General features: G+C 68.0%; 17 protein-coding genes and 1 tRNA gene. 8 read left to right on the top strand and 10 right to left on the bottom strand.

Annotated features, from left to right (window positions below; all coding sequences use genetic code 11):
- Positions 1-37: 37 nt before the first annotated feature.
- The 4 genes from CA234_RS02600 (at position 38) to CA234_RS02585 (ending at position 3,262) form a co-directional block, all read left to right on the top strand.
- Positions 38-664, top strand: a complete 627-nt coding sequence (locus CA234_RS02600; protein ID WP_125972791.1) for a d(CMP) kinase — start codon at positions 38-40, stop codon at positions 662-664.
- A gap of 288 nt (positions 665-952) precedes the next feature.
- Positions 953-2,665: a 30S ribosomal protein S1 gene (gene rpsA, locus CA234_RS02595; protein WP_121074891.1), complete on the top strand. Its 1,713-nt coding sequence runs from the start codon at positions 953-955 to the stop codon at positions 2,663-2,665.
- Between the two features lie 184 nt (positions 2,666-2,849).
- Positions 2,850-3,128, top strand: coding sequence for an integration host factor subunit beta (locus tag CA234_RS02590; RefSeq protein WP_066719245.1), 279 nt, complete (start codon positions 2,850-2,852; stop codon positions 3,126-3,128).
- A gap of 47 nt (positions 3,129-3,175) precedes the next feature.
- Positions 3,176-3,262, top strand: a tRNA-Leu gene (locus tag CA234_RS02585).
- A 94-nt stretch (positions 3,263-3,356) separates the two neighbouring features.
- Here the strand turns inward: CA234_RS02585 and CA234_RS02580 are convergent.
- A complete protein-coding gene (locus CA234_RS02580; protein WP_125972793.1) occupies positions 3,357-3,860 on the bottom strand; it encodes an NUDIX domain-containing protein in 504 nt (167 codons plus the stop codon).
- A gap of 101 nt (positions 3,861-3,961) precedes the next feature.
- Here CA234_RS02580 and CA234_RS02575 point away from each other — a divergent pair, with 101 nt between their 5' ends.
- Positions 3,962-5,422 carry an ABC transporter substrate-binding protein gene (locus tag CA234_RS02575; RefSeq protein ID WP_125972795.1) on the top strand — a complete coding sequence of 487 codons (1,461 nt, stop codon included), beginning with the start codon at positions 3,962-3,964 and terminating at the stop codon, positions 5,420-5,422.
- Positions 5,423-5,431: 9 nt separating this feature from the next.
- Positions 5,432-5,851, top strand: a complete 420-nt coding sequence (locus CA234_RS02570) for a DUF4112 domain-containing protein (protein WP_125972797.1) — start codon at positions 5,432-5,434, stop codon at positions 5,849-5,851.
- Positions 5,852-5,894: 43 nt separating this feature from the next.
- Here the strand turns inward: CA234_RS02570 and CA234_RS02565 are convergent, their stop codons facing one another.
- Genes CA234_RS02565 through CA234_RS02550 form a run of 4 tightly spaced genes read right to left on the bottom strand, consistent with a single transcriptional unit; the run spans position 5,895 to position 8,840 of the window.
- Entirely contained in the window at positions 5,895-6,275 is a 381-nt protein-coding gene (locus tag CA234_RS02565; RefSeq protein WP_126000789.1) for a putative quinol monooxygenase, read from the bottom strand.
- On the bottom strand, positions 6,272-6,988 hold the full coding sequence (locus CA234_RS02560; protein ID WP_126000788.1) for a ribonuclease T: 717 nt from the start codon (positions 6,986-6,988) through the stop codon (positions 6,272-6,274). The genes CA234_RS02565 and CA234_RS02560 overlap by 4 nt, the downstream gene beginning before the upstream one ends.
- 11 nt (positions 6,989-6,999) lie before the next feature.
- Positions 7,000-7,845: a carboxylating nicotinate-nucleotide diphosphorylase gene (gene nadC, locus CA234_RS02555; protein ID WP_126000787.1), complete on the bottom strand. Its 846-nt coding sequence runs from the start codon at positions 7,843-7,845 to the stop codon at positions 7,000-7,002.
- A gap of 32 nt (positions 7,846-7,877) precedes the next feature.
- Positions 7,878-8,840: a helix-turn-helix domain-containing protein gene (locus CA234_RS02550; RefSeq protein ID WP_241213191.1), complete on the bottom strand. Its 963-nt coding sequence runs from the start codon at positions 8,838-8,840 to the stop codon at positions 7,878-7,880.
- Positions 8,841-8,985: 145 nt separating this feature from the next.
- On the opposite strand from CA234_RS02550, the gene CA234_RS02545 reads away from it, so the two are divergent.
- Positions 8,986-9,387 (top strand): helix-turn-helix transcriptional regulator, encoded by a 402-nt coding sequence (locus CA234_RS02545; protein WP_125972807.1) that lies wholly within the window; start codon positions 8,986-8,988, stop codon positions 9,385-9,387.
- 4 nt (positions 9,388-9,391) lie between these two features.
- On the opposite strand, the gene nadA is transcribed toward CA234_RS02545, so the two are convergent.
- The 5 genes from nadA to CA234_RS02520 form a co-directional block, all read right to left on the bottom strand.
- Entirely contained in the window at positions 9,392-10,393 is a 1,002-nt protein-coding gene (gene nadA, locus CA234_RS02540; protein WP_125972809.1) for a quinolinate synthase NadA, read from the bottom strand.
- 51 nt (positions 10,394-10,444) lie between these two features.
- Positions 10,445-11,203 carry a hypothetical protein gene (locus CA234_RS02535; RefSeq protein ID WP_241213189.1) on the bottom strand — a complete coding sequence of 253 codons (759 nt, stop codon included), beginning with the start codon at positions 11,201-11,203 and terminating at the stop codon, positions 10,445-10,447.
- A gap of 87 nt (positions 11,204-11,290) precedes the next feature.
- Positions 11,291-12,157, bottom strand: a complete 867-nt coding sequence (locus CA234_RS02530) for an MBL fold metallo-hydrolase (protein ID WP_125972811.1) — start codon at positions 12,155-12,157, stop codon at positions 11,291-11,293.
- Between the two features lie 136 nt (positions 12,158-12,293).
- The gene (locus CA234_RS02525; protein WP_125972813.1) at positions 12,294-13,937 is read right to left on the bottom strand and encodes a M56 family metallopeptidase; all 1,644 of its coding nucleotides are present in this window, start codon (positions 13,935-13,937) and stop codon (positions 12,294-12,296) included.
- The gene (locus tag CA234_RS02520; RefSeq protein WP_126000786.1) at positions 13,934-14,302 is read right to left on the bottom strand and encodes a BlaI/MecI/CopY family transcriptional regulator; all 369 of its coding nucleotides are present in this window, start codon (positions 14,300-14,302) and stop codon (positions 13,934-13,936) included. Before CA234_RS02520 ends, CA234_RS02525 begins: the two co-directional genes overlap by 4 nt.
- Positions 14,303-14,702: 400 nt before the next feature.
- Here CA234_RS02520 and CA234_RS02515 point away from each other — a divergent pair.
- Positions 14,703-15,520, top strand: an 818-nt coding sequence (locus CA234_RS02515) for an aconitase family protein (protein ID WP_241213187.1), incomplete at its 3' end; no start/stop codon positions are given.

The following is a 15,520-nucleotide window of genomic DNA, read 5'->3' as shown; positions in this document are numbered from 1 at the left end:
CCCTTGACGCGCGGCGCCGGTCTCGCGAGGGAACCGCATGATTATCGCAGTCGACGGCCCGGCAGCTTCGGGCAAGGGCACCATCGCGCGCGCCCTCGCCCGCCAGTACAACTTGCCGCATCTTGATACCGGCCTGCTCTATCGCGCCGTCGCCGCGACGGTACTGCGCGAGGGCCTTGATCCGAGCAAGGAAGCCGATGCCGTCGCTGCCTGCGGATTTGACGATTCGCTGCTTGCCGACCCCTTCCTGCGCACTGACGAAGTGGGCCAGACCGCCTCGATCGTCTCGGCGCATCCGCTGGTGCGCGCGGCGCTGCTCGCCCGGCAGAAGCGCTTCGCCCAGCAGCCGGGCGGCGCGCTGCTCGACGGCCGCGACATCGGCACGGTGATCGCGCCCGAGGCCGAGGTGAAGCTGTTCGTCAAGGCGACCCCGATGATCCGCGCCCAGCGCCGCCACCTGGAACTGCGCAAGAACGGCATCAACGTCAGCCTCGACAAAGTGCTCGCCGACATCCGCGCCCGCGACGAACGCGACTCGCAGCGCAGCGAGGCGCCGCTGGTGCAGGCGGCCGATGCGGTGACGCTCGATACCAGCTTCCTGTCGATCGACGCGGCGGTGCAGCGCGCGGTCGAGATCGTCGAGAAGAAGCGGGCGTCCGGGTAACAACGCCTCCCCGTGCCGGGGAGGAGCAGGATCTGCCGAAAAACTTGCGTTTCCACCCCATCCGCAGTAAGGCGCGCGCATCCTGCGGACGGGTGCTCGTGGGGGATGGCGCTGGGAGCCTAGCTTCCATGCGCCCTTTTCGCGTTTAGACGCGTCTCGGCCGTCCCCCGCCTGAACCCGACCGACGGATGTCGCGACCGGCATTCGGCCGCCGCGGCGATTCTGGCCCTCAAGACCGCCGGACCCAACCGGCTGGCCGGAAAAACGAACGTTAGGAACCTCTTTTCTATGGCCACTACGGCAACCCCATCCCGCGACGATTTCGCGGCACTGCTCGACGAAACCTTCGGTCAGGCGGACGGCTTTGAAGGCCGCGTCGTGATCGGCACCGTCACCGGCATCGAGAACGACCTCGCCGTCATCGACGTCGGCCTCAAGTCCGAAGGCCGCGTGCCGCTGCGCGAATTCGCAGCCCCCGGCCAGAAGGCGGACCTCAAGGTCGGCGACGAAGTCGAAGTCTATGTCGACCGCGTCGAGAACGCGAACGGCGAAGCGATGCTCAGCCGCGACCGCGCCCGCCGCGAAGCCGCCTGGGACAAGCTCGAGGCGGAATTCGCCCAGAACACCCGCGTCGAAGGCGTCATCTTCGGCCGCGTCAAGGGCGGCTTCACCGTCGACCTCAACGGCGCCGTGGCCTTCCTGCCGGGCAGCCAGGTCGACATCCGTCCGGTGCGTGACGTCACCCCGCTGATGGACATCGCCCAGCCCTTCCAGATCCTCAAGATGGACCGCAAGCGCGGCAACATCGTCGTGTCGCGTCGCGCGGTGCTCGAGGAAACCCGCGCCGAGCAGCGCTCGGGCCTGATCCAGAGCCTCGCCGAGGGCCAGGTGATCGACGGCGTCGTCAAGAACATCACCGATTACGGTGCGTTCGTCGACCTGGGCGGCATCGACGGCCTGCTGCACGTCACCGACCTCAGCTACAAGCGCGTCAACCACCCGTCGGAAGTGCTGAACATCGGCGACACCGTCCGCGTTCAGATCATCCGCATCAACCGCGACACGCAGCGCATCTCGCTGGGCATGAAGCAGCTCGAGAGCGATCCGTGGGATGGCGCGAGCGCAAAGTATCCGGTTGGCGCCAAGCTGTCGGGCCGTGTGACCAACATCACCGAATATGGTGCGTTCGTCGAGCTGGAAGCCGGCATCGAGGGCCTGGTCCACGTTTCGGAAATGAGCTGGACCAAGAAGAACGTCCATCCGGGCAAGATCGTCTCGACCTCGCAGGAAGTCGAAGTCGTCGTGCTCGAGGTCGATCAGGAAAAGCGCCGCATCTCGCTCGGCCTCAAGCAGGCCCAGCAGAATCCGTGGGAAAAGTTCGCCGAAGAGCACCCGGTCGGTTCGACCGTCGAGGGCGAAGTCAAGAACGCCACCGAGTTCGGCCTGTTCATCGGCCTGGACAACGACGTCGACGGCATGGTCCACATGTCGGACATCGCCTGGGGCATCTCGGGGGAAGACGCGCTGGCGCTGCACCGCAAGGGTGAGACCGTCACCGCGATCGTTCTGGCCGTCGAAGCCGACAAGGAGCGCATCTCGCTCGGCATGAAGCAGCTTGAGCGTGGCGGCGTCGCCGCTGCCGGTTCGACCGGTGGTGCCGATCGTCTCGGCAAGAACTCGGTCGTCACCGTCACCGTCCTCGAAGTCCGCGACGCGGGCCTCGAAGTGCAGGTTGGCGACGATGGCGCGACCGGCTTCATCAAGCGCACCGACCTCGGCCGCGACCGCGACGAGCAGCGTCCGGAGCGTTTCCAGGTCGGCCAGAAGTTCGATGCGATGGTCACCGGCTTCGATCGTTCGAAGAAGCCGACCTTCTCGGTCAAGGCGATGCAGATCGCCGAAGAGAAGCAGGCCGTGCAGCAATATGGCTCGTCCGACTCGGGCGCGTCGCTGGGCGACATTCTGGGTGAGGCCCTCAAGGCCCGCAGCCAGAACAACTAATCTTTCGACCTGAAGAGGGGCTCGGGCGCCGCGCAAGCGGTTCCCGGGCCCTTCTTTTTTGATTTTAGGACCGCATCAGCCACATCTTCTGGTTGCTGCAGATTGGGAAAAAGCGCTAAGCTTTCCTTGGGGATAGCCGTTGCGCGGCCATTGGGGGGCGCGTTTCGCCAAGGGAGGGGCCCGGATGATCCGGTCTGAGTTGGTTCAATTGCTGGTGCAGGAAAATCCGGGCCTTTCGGTCCGGGAAGTCGAAAAGATCGTCTCGATCTTCTTCGACGAGATCGTCGGCCGACTGAGTGAAGATGGTCGCGTCGAACTGCGCGGCTTCGGTGCATTTTCGACGCGCGCGCGCGATGCCCGCGTGGGTCGCAACCCGCGAACCGGCGAGTCCGTGGAAGTGGATGCCAAGCGCGTCCCCTACTTCAAGCCCGGCAAGGAGATGCGCATTCGCCTCAACATGTGATGCGCGCTTGACACGCGGCGTGCGGCAGCGTCTTGCCTGCCGCCCACGCGGACGTGGCGGAATCGGTAGACGCCGGAGACTTAAAATCTTCTGCCTTTCGAGGCGTGCGGGTTCGAGTCCCGCCGTCCGCACCAGCATGGGCTTGTACCACGCTGAAAAGGCCAGGGAATCGGCATCGCAGCCGGTGCCTGGACCTTGTCGCATCCGGGAATTGGGCAGAGCCCGCGCTTACCAGTCCTTCGCCACCGGAAGCCCCTCGCGCCACTCGGCGAGGCGGCGGACGGTGCCGGCGGTGACGCCCTCGGGCAAGGCATCCAGATCGAAGGCGCCCGCTTCGACGATCTCCAGCGAGGGACGGAAGGCGAATTCTACCTGCTCCACCAGCGCGATCGTCACCGTATCGCGGCGGAAATTGGGGCGGTGCTGCAGCGTGCCGAGTACGCGCACCGCGCCATGCGACAACATGCCGGCTTCCTCGCGAAGCTCGCGCAACGCTGCCTGTTCGGCAGTCTCGCCACCCTCATGCCCGCCGCCCGGCAGGTGCCAGCCCGGGATATAGCTGTGCCGGACGAGGATCACCTGGCCCGTCGGCGTCACCGCGATCGCCCGCACCCCGCGCGTCTGCGGCCGGGTGACGAACCAGCCCACCGTCCGCGCCGCCAGATAGCCGCGCAGCGCCAGCGTGATCGCCAGCGCCGTGAGCGGGTTCGAATGGAGCCGATTCGATGCCATAAGCACCTGATAGGCCTCGGACCCCCTGCGCGGAAGCCACCGGGGTTGGCAGCACGGGCGTGCTCCCATAGAGCTTGGGTTTCGCCGCCAGGGACCCGCCGATGCCACGCCTGCGCCTGCCCGTTTTTGCCCTGCTGCTCACCGCCACCGCGTGCGGCGGGCCCGCGGGCCAGCGCAAGGACACGACGCCGGTGGTGGTCAGCGCGATCGGCAGCGATGCGCTGCTGGTCGATCCCGGCACCACCGCCCTCGACACGGCGCAGGCGGTTGCGCTGGCAGCCACTGCGCAGGGACTGGTCCGCTTCGATCGTACCGGCCAGATCGAGCCGGCGCTGGCCGAGCGCTGGGCGGTGTTCGACGATGCGCGGAGCTATATCTTCCGGCTGGGCGAGGCGACCTGGCCCGATGGCCAGCCGGTCACCGCCGGCGAGATCGTCCGCGTGCTGCGCCGCGCGGTCGCGGCCAATACGAAGAGCCGGCTCGCCCCCTATCTCGCGGTGATCGACGAGATCGTCGAGATGACCCCGCAGGTGATCGAGGTCCGGCTGAAGAGCCCCCGCCCCGATCTGCTCAACCTGTTCGCCCAGCCCGAAATGGCGGTGTTCCGCGGCCGCAATTTTGCCGGGTCGGGTCCCTTCCGCATCGTGGCGGGCAAGCGCGACGGGCTGTTGCTGCGTCCGGCGGAGGAGCCCGGCGAGGGCCCCAGGGCGGCACCGACGCCGCAGGAATATGTACGGCTGCGCGGCGAACGCGCCGCCGCGGCCATCGCCCGCTTCCGCGCCGGTGCGTCCGATCTGGTACTTGGCGGATCACTGGCGGATTGGCCGATCATCGAGGCGGCAGGAATCGCGCCCGAGAATGTCCGGCTGGATTCCGCCTTGGGCCTGTTCGGGCTGGCGATGCTGCATCGCGAGGGCTTCCTCTCCACCCCGCAGAACCGTGCCGCCATCGCGATGGCGTTCGATCGCAGCGCGATCACCAAGGCGATCGCCCCCGATTGGTCCGCAGCCGAGACGATCCTGCCCGCGCAGATGGACTCCGCCGCGCCCCCTGCCCCCGGCAGCTGGATGACGGTCGCGCCAGACCAGCGCCGCGCGCTCGCCAGGCAGCGGGTGCGCGAATGGCAGGCGGTGCATCCCGGGCCGGTGGAAATCACCCTCGCATTGCCCTCCGGCGCGGGCGCAACGCTGCTCTGGGGCCATCTCGCCTCCGCGCTGATCGCCGTCGGCCTCACCCCGCACCGCGTCGGCCTGGGCGATCCGCGCGCCGATCTCGCGCTGGTCGACGACGTGGCGCCCTATGACAGCGGCCGCTGGTATCTGGCGAACGCCTGCCGCGCCTGTTCGGAGGACACTGCGACGCTGATCGCCGCGGCGCGCGACGCGCCCGATCTCTACAACCGCACCCATCGCATCGCCGAGGCCGATGCGATGCTGGCGAGCGACGTTGCCTTCATTCCGCTCGCCCAGCCGCTGCGCTGGTCGATCGTCGCGCTGCGCCTGTCCAATTGGCAGGGGAACGCGCGCGCCTGGCACCCGTTGAACCACCTGCGCAAGCAGTGAGGTCAGGGAATGGCACGGGCGACACGGTTGAATGAGGGTTTCGCACAGAGGCTGCCGATCGGCACCGATGCCGCGGCGGTGCGCCAGCGGATCGAGGCGATGGAGCATCTGCTGGAAGGCATCGTCACCATCCCCGGCACGCGCCGCAAGGTGGGGCTGGACGTGCTGCTCGATTTCGTGCCGGCGGTCGGCCCCAGCATCGCCGCGGCGATGGGCGCCTATCTTGCCTGGGAAGCCCGAAATCTGGGCATGCCGAAGCGGACGATCGCGCGCATGGCGGGCAATATCGGCGTCGACTGGGCGCTGGGGATGATCCCCTTCGTCGGCGCGGTGCCCGATTTCTTCTTCCGCTCGAACACCCGCAATGTGCGACTGATCAAGCGCTACCTCGACAAGCACCACCCGGCGAGCGTAGTGATCGAGGGGTGAGCGGACGAGCTAAACCCCTTCCTCCTTGGCGGAGAGGCTTACGCTACCGCAACCCCGCACCACCCACGGGCGCCGTCTCCGCAACCGTCTCCATCGCGGCGATCATCGGCCGCCCCTTGGCGATGGCGGCACGTACGGCCGGCAGCGCGAGCGAACCCGCATGCGCCGCCTTCGACTCCCACACCTCGGTGATCCACAGCAGGTCGGCATCGCTCGCATCGTTCGCCACGACATAGCTCAGGCATCCGGGCATCGCCGCCGTGCCTTCAACCAGGATCGCCGCCAGCGCATCGCGCATGCCGGGCTTTGCCGTCATCTTGCCGACCATGCCGTACATCGGCCCCGCCGGCGCAGCGGCAGCGGCCGGCGCGGCGACACTCAGCGCGGCAGCACCCGCCAGGAAGCTGCGCCGCTCCAAGGTCATGCCTTCGCTCCCCGCCAGATCTTCAGCGCCGCATCATCCGCGGCCCCGCCGGTCCCCGCCTCGCAGTGACGATAGCGGAAGCGTGTGTCGAGGCAGAGCCACAATTCGTCCAGCCAGCCCTCGCGAGTCGTCGTCACCCGGATCGCGCTTGCCGGGATCGCCCGGTTCTTCGCCGCGAAGGCGCGCTTGAAGTCGCCAACGGTCAGCGGGCCCTGCGCCAGCGTCTCCATGTCCGGATAGCGGATTGCCCGGTACAGGCTCGTCGAGCGCTGGAAATAGGCCTCGGGCGTCGTTTTCATGCAGGTGCCGTGCTTGGCCCATTCGTGCTGGATCAGCTGCTCGGAAGGGGTCGCGCACATCGTCTTGCGGATCAGCGCGGGCGGCAGGATCGGGGTTGCCTTGCAATATTGCGGCCACAGCTTGCCGCGCCCGTCGGGCCACAGCCCGTGCAGGGTGAAGCCGAAGCGGTTGGTGCCGCCGCACTGGAACGCCTTGCCCGGCTCGTCGCCATGCGCGCGGCAGAAGCCCGGCGCCCAGGTGAGCGCCAGCGTGTAGCTGCCGATCGGCAGGATCCGCTGCGGCTCCTTGGCGCTGGGCAGGTCGGGCAGCGGCCGCTCGACCTTGCTCGGCGCCGTGCACATCTGCGCCTGCGCGAGCGCCGCACCCGGCACCAGCGCCGCAATGACGCCGAAGCCTCCCAGAATCGCCTTCATCCCCATCTCCCTCACACGCTCGCGAAATCGAGGCCGATATCGGCCGCCGGGGCCGACTGGGTCAGCCGGCCGACGCTGACATAGGTGACGCCGCTTTCGGCGATCGCGCGGATCGTGTCGAGCCGCACCCCGCCCGAAGCCTCGGTCGGCACCCGGCCGGCGACTAGCGCCACCGCCGCGCGCAGCATCGCCGGGCCCATATTGTCGAGCAGCAGATGCGTCGCGCCGGCGCCGAGCGCGGGCGCGATCTGGTCGATCCGGTCGACCTCGACGATGATCCGTTCGATTCCCGCCGCCACCGCGCGCGCCACCGCCGCCTCGACCGATCCGGCGACGGCGACATGGTTGTCCTTGATCATCGCCGCATCCCACAGGCCCATGCGATGGTTGGTCGCGCCGCCCATGCGGGTCGCGTATTTCTCCAACACGCGCAGCCCCGGCAGCGTCTTGCGCGTATCGAGCAACGTCGCGCCGATGCCGTCGATCGCATCGACATAGCTGCGCGTCATCGTCGCGATCCCGCTGAGATGCTGGACGGTGTTGAGCGCCGAGCGCTCGGCGGTAAGCATCGCCCGCGCCTTTCCCCGCAGCCGCAGCAACGCGGTCCCCGGCGCGACCTGCGCGCCGTCCTCGACCAGCCGTTCGACCTCCACCTCGGGATCGAGCGCGCGGAAGAACGCCTCGGCGATGGGGAGCCCGGCGACGGTGATCGGGTCGCGGCTGTCCATCACGCCTTCGAAGCGCGCCTCGGCGGGGATCACCGCGGCCGCGGTGATGTCACCGCCGGGGCCGAGATCCTCGGCCAGCGTGGCGCGGACGAACGAGTCGCAATCGAAACCGGGGAGCGCGAAGGTCATGGCCGGGCTGTAGAATCCCCGGCCGCGCGCGTCTACGCGATCTGCAGCGGTGCCGGCCGTCCGTCGAGATAGTTGGCGGCGGGCTGGTCGAAGCGGAAGCCCCCGGCGGCGAGGCGGATCAGGATCTGGCGGACGTGGAGCATGCTCGTCCGGTGTTCCTCGATCCGCTCCGGGTCGGTCAGCGCCTTTTCAGTGAGCACCACCCCCCGCGCGCGGCGGGCGAGGCAGCCGCTCTCGATCATTGCGGCGACGCGGCGATGCGCGGTCGAGGGCGGCAGACCCAGCGCCCGCGCCACCGATCCGGTCGAGACCGGCTGGCGCAAGGTATCCGGCGGCGAGGTGCCGAACTCGGCATAGGCAAGCGCCAGATCGCGATTTTCGGTGAACGGCCGCGCATTGGCGCACAGGATCGCATTGGCCAGCACCAGGTCGGTCCAGGAATGAAAGCGGTGGGCGTGAAACTCGATGCCGGTCAGCAGCACGTCGTGCGCGGCGGCAAGCCCGGTATGCCAATCATAGCCGACATGCGCGCGCGTCTCCGGCAGGGTGACGCCGAAGCTGCGCAGGTCCTCGACCATCGCGACCAGCGCATCATGGTTGCCGCGGAACAGCGCGACGATCTCGGGACGGGCATGCACCGCCTGCGGCACCGTTACCCCGGCAGGCCCGCGCTCGCACAGGCCCGCCGCGCACAGTGCATGGATATGGCGCCGCATTGTCTCGAAGGGGCGGCCGAGCGAGGCCGCCAGCGCGTTGATGCTGATCGCCTTGGCACCGCGCCCATCGCCGCGGGCATGGCCGGCACCGTGCGGCGACAGCATCTCGCTCGCGCGCGCCACCACCATGAAGATGATCGCCCGATCCAAGTCGCCGTCCAGCGCGCGAACGCCGGCCGCGACCATCGTCGTCTCCAGCGCCGCGATCAGCCGCGCGATCAGCCTGCCATGCGGCATCGCCATCTGCTTGCGATCGACGACAGGCGCGGATCGGATCATATCCTGCATCGGCAAAATCGGCCCCAGCGGGAAAAATAACACAAGTACTCATTCACCCCACCCAGAATGAGTAATCCAAAAGTAGCGAATCGTTATTAGCCCAGATCAATGCGCTGGTCGACGTAGCCGAGGTCGCTGTATCAAAATGAAACAGATGATGCTGCCGGAAAATGGGGCCGGAACCTGGCCCGAGTGCTGGATTGTCGCCGCGGTAGCGCTGCGGGACCGCCGCGAAGCGTTGGGATGGTCGCTCGAGCAGCTCGCCGACCGCACCTGCATCGGCCGCAACCATCTGATCGCGCTCGAATCCGCCCGGTTCGATTGCTGCGGCGCGCCGATCTATGCAATCGGCTTTGCACGCGCGGCGGCAAGAGCGATGGCGCTGGAGGAAGCCCCGATCCTCGTCGCGATCCGGGACGGCCATGCAGCGCGCCGCCCCGTGCCCGCGCCGCCGGTTGCGGCAACGCGACGCCGGCGGATCCCCAATCTCGGCATCGCAAGCACGGCAGCGCGGCTCGGGGCGCTGCTTTCCGACGGTCGCGGCTAGCCGATCAGGCGGGCACCGGCCCCAGATCGCCCTGCCCAACGGTGCCGCTGGCCAGATCCAGCATGCGGTCGAGGCTCTTCTTCGCCTGTACGCGCAGCCCCTCCTCGATCTCGATCCTGGGGCTCAGGTCGCGCAGCGCGAGGTAGAGCTTCTCCATCGTGTTGAGCGCCATGTACGGGCAGATGTTGCAATTGCAGTTGCCGTCCGCCCCCGGCGCGCCGATGAAGTTCTTCTCCGGCATCGCCTTCTGCATCTGGTGGATGATGTGCGGCTCGGTCGCGACAATCAGCGTGTCGCCGGGCATCGTCTTGGAGAAGTCGAGAATGCCCTTGGTCGAGCCGACATAATCGGCGTGATCGAGGATATAGGCCGGGCATTCGGGATGCGCGGCGATCGGCGCGCCGGGATGCTCGGCCTTGAGCTTGAGCAGCTCGGTCTCGCTGAACGCTTCGTGGACGATGCACACGCCCGGCCACAGCAGCAGCTCGCGCCCGGTCTTGCGCTGGAGATAGCCACCCAGATTGCGATCCGGGCCGAAGATGATCTTCTGGTCCGCCGGGATCTGGGCGAGGATCTTTTCGGCCGAGGAGCTGGTGACGATGATGTCGCTCAGCGCCTTCACCTCGGTCGAGCAGTTGATATAGGTCAGCGCGATGTGATCGGGGTGCTTCGCCCGGAAGGCGGCGAACTGATCGGGCGGGCAGCTGTCTTCCAGGCTGCAGCCGGCATCCATGTCGGGCAGCACGACGATCTTGTCGGGCGAGAGGATCTTGGCGGTCTCCGCCATGAAGCGCACGCCGCAAAAGGCGATCACGTCCGCGTCGGTCTCGGCCGCCTTGCGGCTGAGGTCGAGGCTGTCGCCGACGAAATCGGCCAGGTCCTGCAGCTCGGGCTTCTGGTAGTAATGCGCCAGAATGACGGCGTTGCGTTCTTTACGCAGCCGCTCGATCTCGGCGCGGAGATCGAGTCCGCTGAGGCTGCCGCCGATGCCGTTGCGCGCGTCCATTCCCAAAACTCCCATTGTACGCCCGCCACATGGCCCGGTCGCGCCGCGGGATCAAGGGAAGGCGGGCGTGATCGGGCGATGGCTGCCGGCGGTGCCGGCGGTAATGCTGCGGGTGAAGGCGGTACCCACCGGGCTGAACGCGATCGCGTCGGCGATCAGCTGCACCACGAGCATTAGCCCGATTCCCCACAGCCAGGCGGGGTGGACGCGGCCTGCGCGGCGCTGGTCGGCGATCGCGCCGATCACCAGCAACACCAGCACGACGACCAGAGTCACCCACCAGGCATAGGGGATGAGCAAGGGCATCGGCAGCAGCCGCCCAAGGCCGGGGCCGCAGAGGACAGCCATGCCGCAATACATCAGCCGGCGGTGCCAGCTGGTCTGCCGCCGCAGCACCAGCGCGGCCCCGACGAAGCCGGCGAACAGCAGCAGTTGCAATGGATTGCTGATCAGGAACTGGCGGACGTCGAAGAAGAAAGGCGCGCCGCGCTGCACCGACAGCACGGTCATCAGCGTGCCGAGCACCACCATCAGCGGCACCCCGAACAGCGCCACCCAGCCCAGCCGCCGATGCAGCGCCACCGACCCGCCATCGACCAGCAGGTTCTGCGCGATGTACAACACGATCCAGCCGAAAAAGACGAAGGCGTGGAGGTGGAAGATCAGCGGCACCGCGAAGCTCGATCGCCCCGCCGCCAGGTTGAGCGAGAATCCGGCGACGTCGATGGCACCCATGACGAACGCCATTATCAGAAAGAAACGCGTGTCCCCGGCGCGCACCCGAAGCGGCGCCTGCACAATCGTTACCATTACCTACCCCTCCAATTTGGGCAGGGTATAACTCTACTTTGAAGATTCTACAATCAAGCGCACTTCTACTATACACGTTTCGGAGCGTTACGCGGGGAGCAGCTGCCAGCTGTCGTCTGCCGCGGCGACCCGCCCGCGTGCCTGCAGGTCGAGCAGATGGGCGAGTACCGATCGCCCTGCCGCGCCGTGCAGCTGCGGATCGAGCCCGACATACATCCGCGCCACCATCGCCGGCACCGCGCCGACGCCCTCCGCCAGCAGCCGCACGATCTGCCCCTCGCGCTGCTTGCGGTGCCCGGCCAGCCCGCGCACGAAGCGCTGCGGCCGCTCGATCGCGTCGCCATGCGCCGGGTAATAGATCCGGTCCTGCACGCGGGCCATCAGCGTGTCGAGGCTGGCCATATAGGCCGCCATGTTGCCGTCGGGCGGCGCCACCACCGTGGTCGACCAGCCCATTACATGATCGCCGGTGAACAGCGCGCCACTTTCCTCCAGCGCGAAGCAGAGATGGTTGGAGGTGTGGCCCGGCGTCGCCACCGACGTCAGCGTCCAGCCCTGCCCCGCCACCTGCTCGCCATCCGCCAGCACCCGATCGGGGGCATAGCCGGTGTCGAACGCGGCGTCCGCACGCGGACCGGCATCGTCGAGCACCAGCGGCGCACAGCCGATGATCGGCGCGCCCGTCGCCGCTTTCAGGGCCGGCGCCGCGGGGCTGTGGTCGCGATGGGTATGGGTGCACAGGATCGCGCGCACGGGCCGCCCGCCGATCGCCGCCAGCAGCGCGGCGAGGTGCTCGGCGTCGTCCGGGCCGGGATCGATCACCGCCACGTCGGTGGTGCCGACCAGATAGGTCTGGGTACCCGTGTTGGTGAAGGGCGACGGATTGTTCGCCAGCACCCGCACCACCAGCGGTTCGAGCGTCATCGCCAGGCCCGTGGGCGCGTCATCGGTCATGATGGTGCATTTGGGCATTCGCCGCCCGAGAGCAAGGCGTCGAGGGCAAGATGCAAGAGGAGCGGGACCGGCCGCGAAGGAGTCGACCGGTCCCGCCGAGCACGCCGCCGTGAGACGTTGCGGCGGCGCGCCACACTCAATCGTCGCTGTCGTCCTTGGCGTCGTCGCGCAGTTCGGCGAGCGCCTCGTCGATGCCCTTCAGCGCTTCGGCACGCTGCCGGGGGCTCAGGCTCGACTGCACCTCGATCGTGCGGCGGGCGTGCTGCAGGCTCATCAGCGCGCTGTTCATCGCCATCTGCTTGGTGTTCATCGCCATGGCCTTGCCGTGCATCGCCATTTGGGCCGCGCTGGCGCTCATCGCGGCGATGCGATCGCTGCAAATGATCATCACCTGCTTGCCGCCCTCGTCACGATGTTCGACGGTGGACGCGTTGCCCTTGCCACAGCTGCCGTTGCGGATCTCGGGGATGCTCGCCTGGATCGCCACCATGTCCGGCATGGTGATTTCCTGCTGCTTCCCGTCCTGCCGGACGATGACCATCTTCTTGATGGCGTGCCCGCCGGTCGCCGAGCGATCGATGCGGACGACACGATGCTTGCCGGTCGGGCCTTCGGGCACCGCAGGTGCAGCCGGGGCCGGCGGCGCCGGGGGTGCGGGCGGCGCGGCGGGGGCACCGGGCGCGGCCGGCGCCGCGGGTGCTGCCGGCGCGACGGGTGCCACCGGCACGTCCTGCGCCTGGATGGCCCCGCTCACCTTATCGCGGATCCGCTCGGCGGCTTGGCTGCCCGAGGCGGTCAGCGCCAGCGCGGCGAGCGACACGGTGGTGATCCCGGCCAGCCCCGCGCCGATGCGGATGGGGGAAAGCTTCCGGTGGATCGAGAGCATGCGCAATCTCCCTTTGACGTCGTTTATGGTGTGGAGGTGACAAGCCGCCGAGACCGCGCCCCCATGCGCTGACTTGACGATCGCACGGCCATAGGCATGGCGCAGTGCCTGGGCGCGGCCGGCGAGCACCAGGGCGTCGCAGGCCATTTCCTGGTCGGCGCGGAAGGCGCGGAACGCCCGCCATGCGACCGGATTGAACCAATGGGCGGCCAGCACGATCAGCGCGATCCAGTTGGCGATCAGGTCGCCGCGCAGATGGTGGCCGAGTTCGTGGGCCAGCGCGAGATCGCGTTCGACCTCGTCATAGCGCTCGGAAAAGTCGCGCGGAAAGGCGACGTATTTGCGGAAGATGCCGAAGGCGAGCGGCCCGTGCGCGGCATCGGTCTCGATCACCCGCACCCGCCCCTGCGCCACGGTGCGATCGACCCGCGCCCGCGACAGCAGATGGCGGCAGAAGCGGCGATGGGCGACCAGATGATAGGCGAGGAACAGCAGCGCGCCTGCGCCCCACAGCGCGAGCAGCAGCAGCGTGACGTTCAGCCCGTCGGCCACCGGCGTCGGCGCGACCAGTGCTGCGGGCAGAGGATGGCCGCCGGCGCCGAGGTCGATGGTGACGACCGCACTCGGTTCGATCGTCGCCGGAAGCGTGTCGGGATTGAGCAGGCCCATCGCCACCGGCGGCGCCTCGGCCGCGTTGCGAGTGAGCGGTGCGAGCCATTGGCTCAGATGCCATTGCCCCGGCAGCGGCGGCAGCAGCATCCGCGCGGCGGGCAGCACCCACAGCGCATAGGCGAGCTGCGGCCCGAACGCGTTGCGCACGGGTCCGCGCAGAGCCAGCGCGAGCAGCATCAGCAGCGTGCTCGCCAGCAGGGTTTCGATCCACCATCCGATCATTGCTTCAGCTCCTTCAGGAGAGCTTCGATTTCAGCGATGTCCTGATCGGTGATGGCGTCGCGTTCCGCCAGATGCGCCACCAGCGGCGTCAGCCGGCCGCCGAACAGTCGGTCGATCAGCTTGCGCGACTCGCCCACGACATAATCGCCGCGCGCGACGAGCGGACGATAGCGGTAGCGCCGCCCCTCTTCCTCATGCGCGATGACGTTCTTGGCGAGCAGCCGCCCGAGCAGGGTCTTGACCGTGTTGGCGCTCCAGTCGCGATCGGCGGGCACGCGCTCGGCCACCTCCTGCGCAGTGAGCGGCGACTCTTCCCAGAGCACTTCCATCACCGCATGTTCGGCTTCGCTGATTCGCTCGGTCATACACCCCTCACTGACTACGCGTGTAATCGCTCCGATTACGTCTGTAGTCAAGGCACTGAATGCCAGATGAACCACACCCGCCGCAGCCAAACCGTCGGGAGAATTTACACCCGCGTGGCACGGTTAACCGCGTTTCACCATCGCACCCCGCACAATGCCGTGCGTTCCCGAAACTGGCACGCAGCCTGCAACGTTGAAGGCACCCGGAGCATTCCCCAAAAATGCTCCAGCGTCCCCCAAAGACGCTTCCGGGCGGGTCGATGGTTCACCGGCATGGCCATCGACCCGCCCGCACCGGGAGCGCCATGCGATCGAAAGAGCGCGTCGAGCGCCCTGGGGCGCGACGGCAGAAAATGTCCCCGAACCTTGCATCCGCGCACGATTCGATTAAAGCGCGCGCATGTCGAGTGAACCGCGCACCCTGTACGAGAAGATCTGGGCCGACCATGTCGTCGAGCGCCGGGACGATGGCACCTGCCTGATCTATATCGATCGGCACCTCGTCCACGAAGTCACCAGCCCGCAGGCCTTTGCCGGCCTTCGCGCGGCCGGTCGCAAGGTGCGCCGCCCCGACCTTACCCTCGCGGTGCCCGACCACAACCTGCCGACCACCCCGCGCGTCGACACTGCGGGCAATCCGCTGCCGATCGCCGACCCGGCTAGCGCGGGCCAGCTCTCGGCGCTGCGCGGTAACGTCGCCGAGTTCGGCGTGCCCTATATCGATGCGCTCGATGCGCGGCAGGGGATCGTCCATGTCGTCGGGCCCGAACAGGGTTTCACGCTGCCCGGCACCACGCTGGTCTGCGGCGACAGCCACACTTCGGCGCATGGCGCGCTGGGCGCGCTGGCCTTCGGCATCGGCACCAGCGAGGTCGAGCATGTGCTCGCCACGCAGACGCTGCTGCTCAAGCAATCGAAGACGATGGAAGTTCGCGTCGACGGCACGCTCGGCCACGGCGTCAGTGCCAAGGACGTGGTGCTGGCGATCATCGGCAAGATCGGCGCGGCCGGCGGCACCGGCTATGTCATCGAATTCACCGGCGAGGTGATCCGCAACCTCTCGATCGAGGGGCGGCTCACCATCTCCAACATGTCGATCGAGGGCGGCGCGCGCTCGGGGCTGATCGCGCCCGACCAGAAGACCTTCGACTATCTCAAGGGTCGCCCGCTTGCCCCGACCGGCGAAGCCTGGGACCGCGCCGTCGCCTATTGGAAGAC

The sequence above is a fragment of the Sphingomonas sp. ABOLE genome (genome assembly GCF_003950455.1).
GTDB classification, from domain to species: domain Bacteria; phylum Pseudomonadota; class Alphaproteobacteria; order Sphingomonadales; family Sphingomonadaceae; genus Sphingomonas; species Sphingomonas trueperi.
Note: the sequence above shows the minus strand (reverse complement) of the source record. Positions and strands in the feature narration are given on the sequence as shown.

Excerpts from the sequence above, each read along its gene's own strand:
- CA234_RS02600 (WP_125972791.1), top strand. The coding sequence starts at position 38 with ATGATTATCGCAGTCGACGGCCCGGCAGCTTCGGGCAAGGGCACCATC.
- CA234_RS02590 (WP_066719245.1), top strand. The coding sequence starts at position 2,850 with ATGATCCGGTCTGAGTTGGTTCAATTGCTGGTGCAGGAAAATCCGGGC.
- rpsA (WP_121074891.1), top strand. The coding sequence starts at position 953 with ATGGCCACTACGGCAACCCCATCCCGCGACGATTTCGCGGCACTGCTC.
- CA234_RS02545 (WP_125972807.1), top strand. The coding sequence starts at position 8,986 with ATGAAACAGATGATGCTGCCGGAAAATGGGGCCGGAACCTGGCCCGAG.
- CA234_RS02550 (WP_241213191.1), bottom strand. The coding sequence starts at position 8,840 with ATGATCCGATCCGCGCCTGTCGTCGATCGCAAGCAGATGGCGATGCCG.
- CA234_RS02580 (WP_125972793.1), bottom strand. The coding sequence starts at position 3,860 with ATGGCATCGAATCGGCTCCATTCGAACCCGCTCACGGCGCTGGCGATC.
- CA234_RS02575 (WP_125972795.1), top strand. The coding sequence starts at position 3,962 with ATGCCACGCCTGCGCCTGCCCGTTTTTGCCCTGCTGCTCACCGCCACC.
- CA234_RS02570 (WP_125972797.1), top strand. The coding sequence starts at position 5,432 with ATGGCACGGGCGACACGGTTGAATGAGGGTTTCGCACAGAGGCTGCCG.
- nadC (WP_126000787.1), bottom strand. The coding sequence starts at position 7,845 with ATGACCTTCGCGCTCCCCGGTTTCGATTGCGACTCGTTCGTCCGCGCC.
- CA234_RS02525 (WP_125972813.1), bottom strand. The coding sequence starts at position 13,937 with ATGATCGGATGGTGGATCGAAACCCTGCTGGCGAGCACGCTGCTGATG.
- CA234_RS02535 (WP_241213189.1), bottom strand. The coding sequence starts at position 11,203 with ATGGTAACGATTGTGCAGGCGCCGCTTCGGGTGCGCGCCGGGGACACG.
- CA234_RS02520 (WP_126000786.1), bottom strand. The coding sequence starts at position 14,302 with ATGACCGAGCGAATCAGCGAAGCCGAACATGCGGTGATGGAAGTGCTC.
- CA234_RS02530 (WP_125972811.1), bottom strand. The coding sequence starts at position 12,157 with ATGACCGATGACGCGCCCACGGGCCTGGCGATGACGCTCGAACCGCTG.
- nadA (WP_125972809.1), bottom strand. The coding sequence starts at position 10,393 with ATGGACGCGCGCAACGGCATCGGCGGCAGCCTCAGCGGACTCGATCTC.
- CA234_RS02560 (WP_126000788.1), bottom strand. The coding sequence starts at position 6,988 with ATGAAGGCGATTCTGGGAGGCTTCGGCGTCATTGCGGCGCTGGTGCCG.
- CA234_RS02565 (WP_126000789.1), bottom strand. The coding sequence starts at position 6,275 with ATGACCTTGGAGCGGCGCAGCTTCCTGGCGGGTGCTGCCGCGCTGAGT.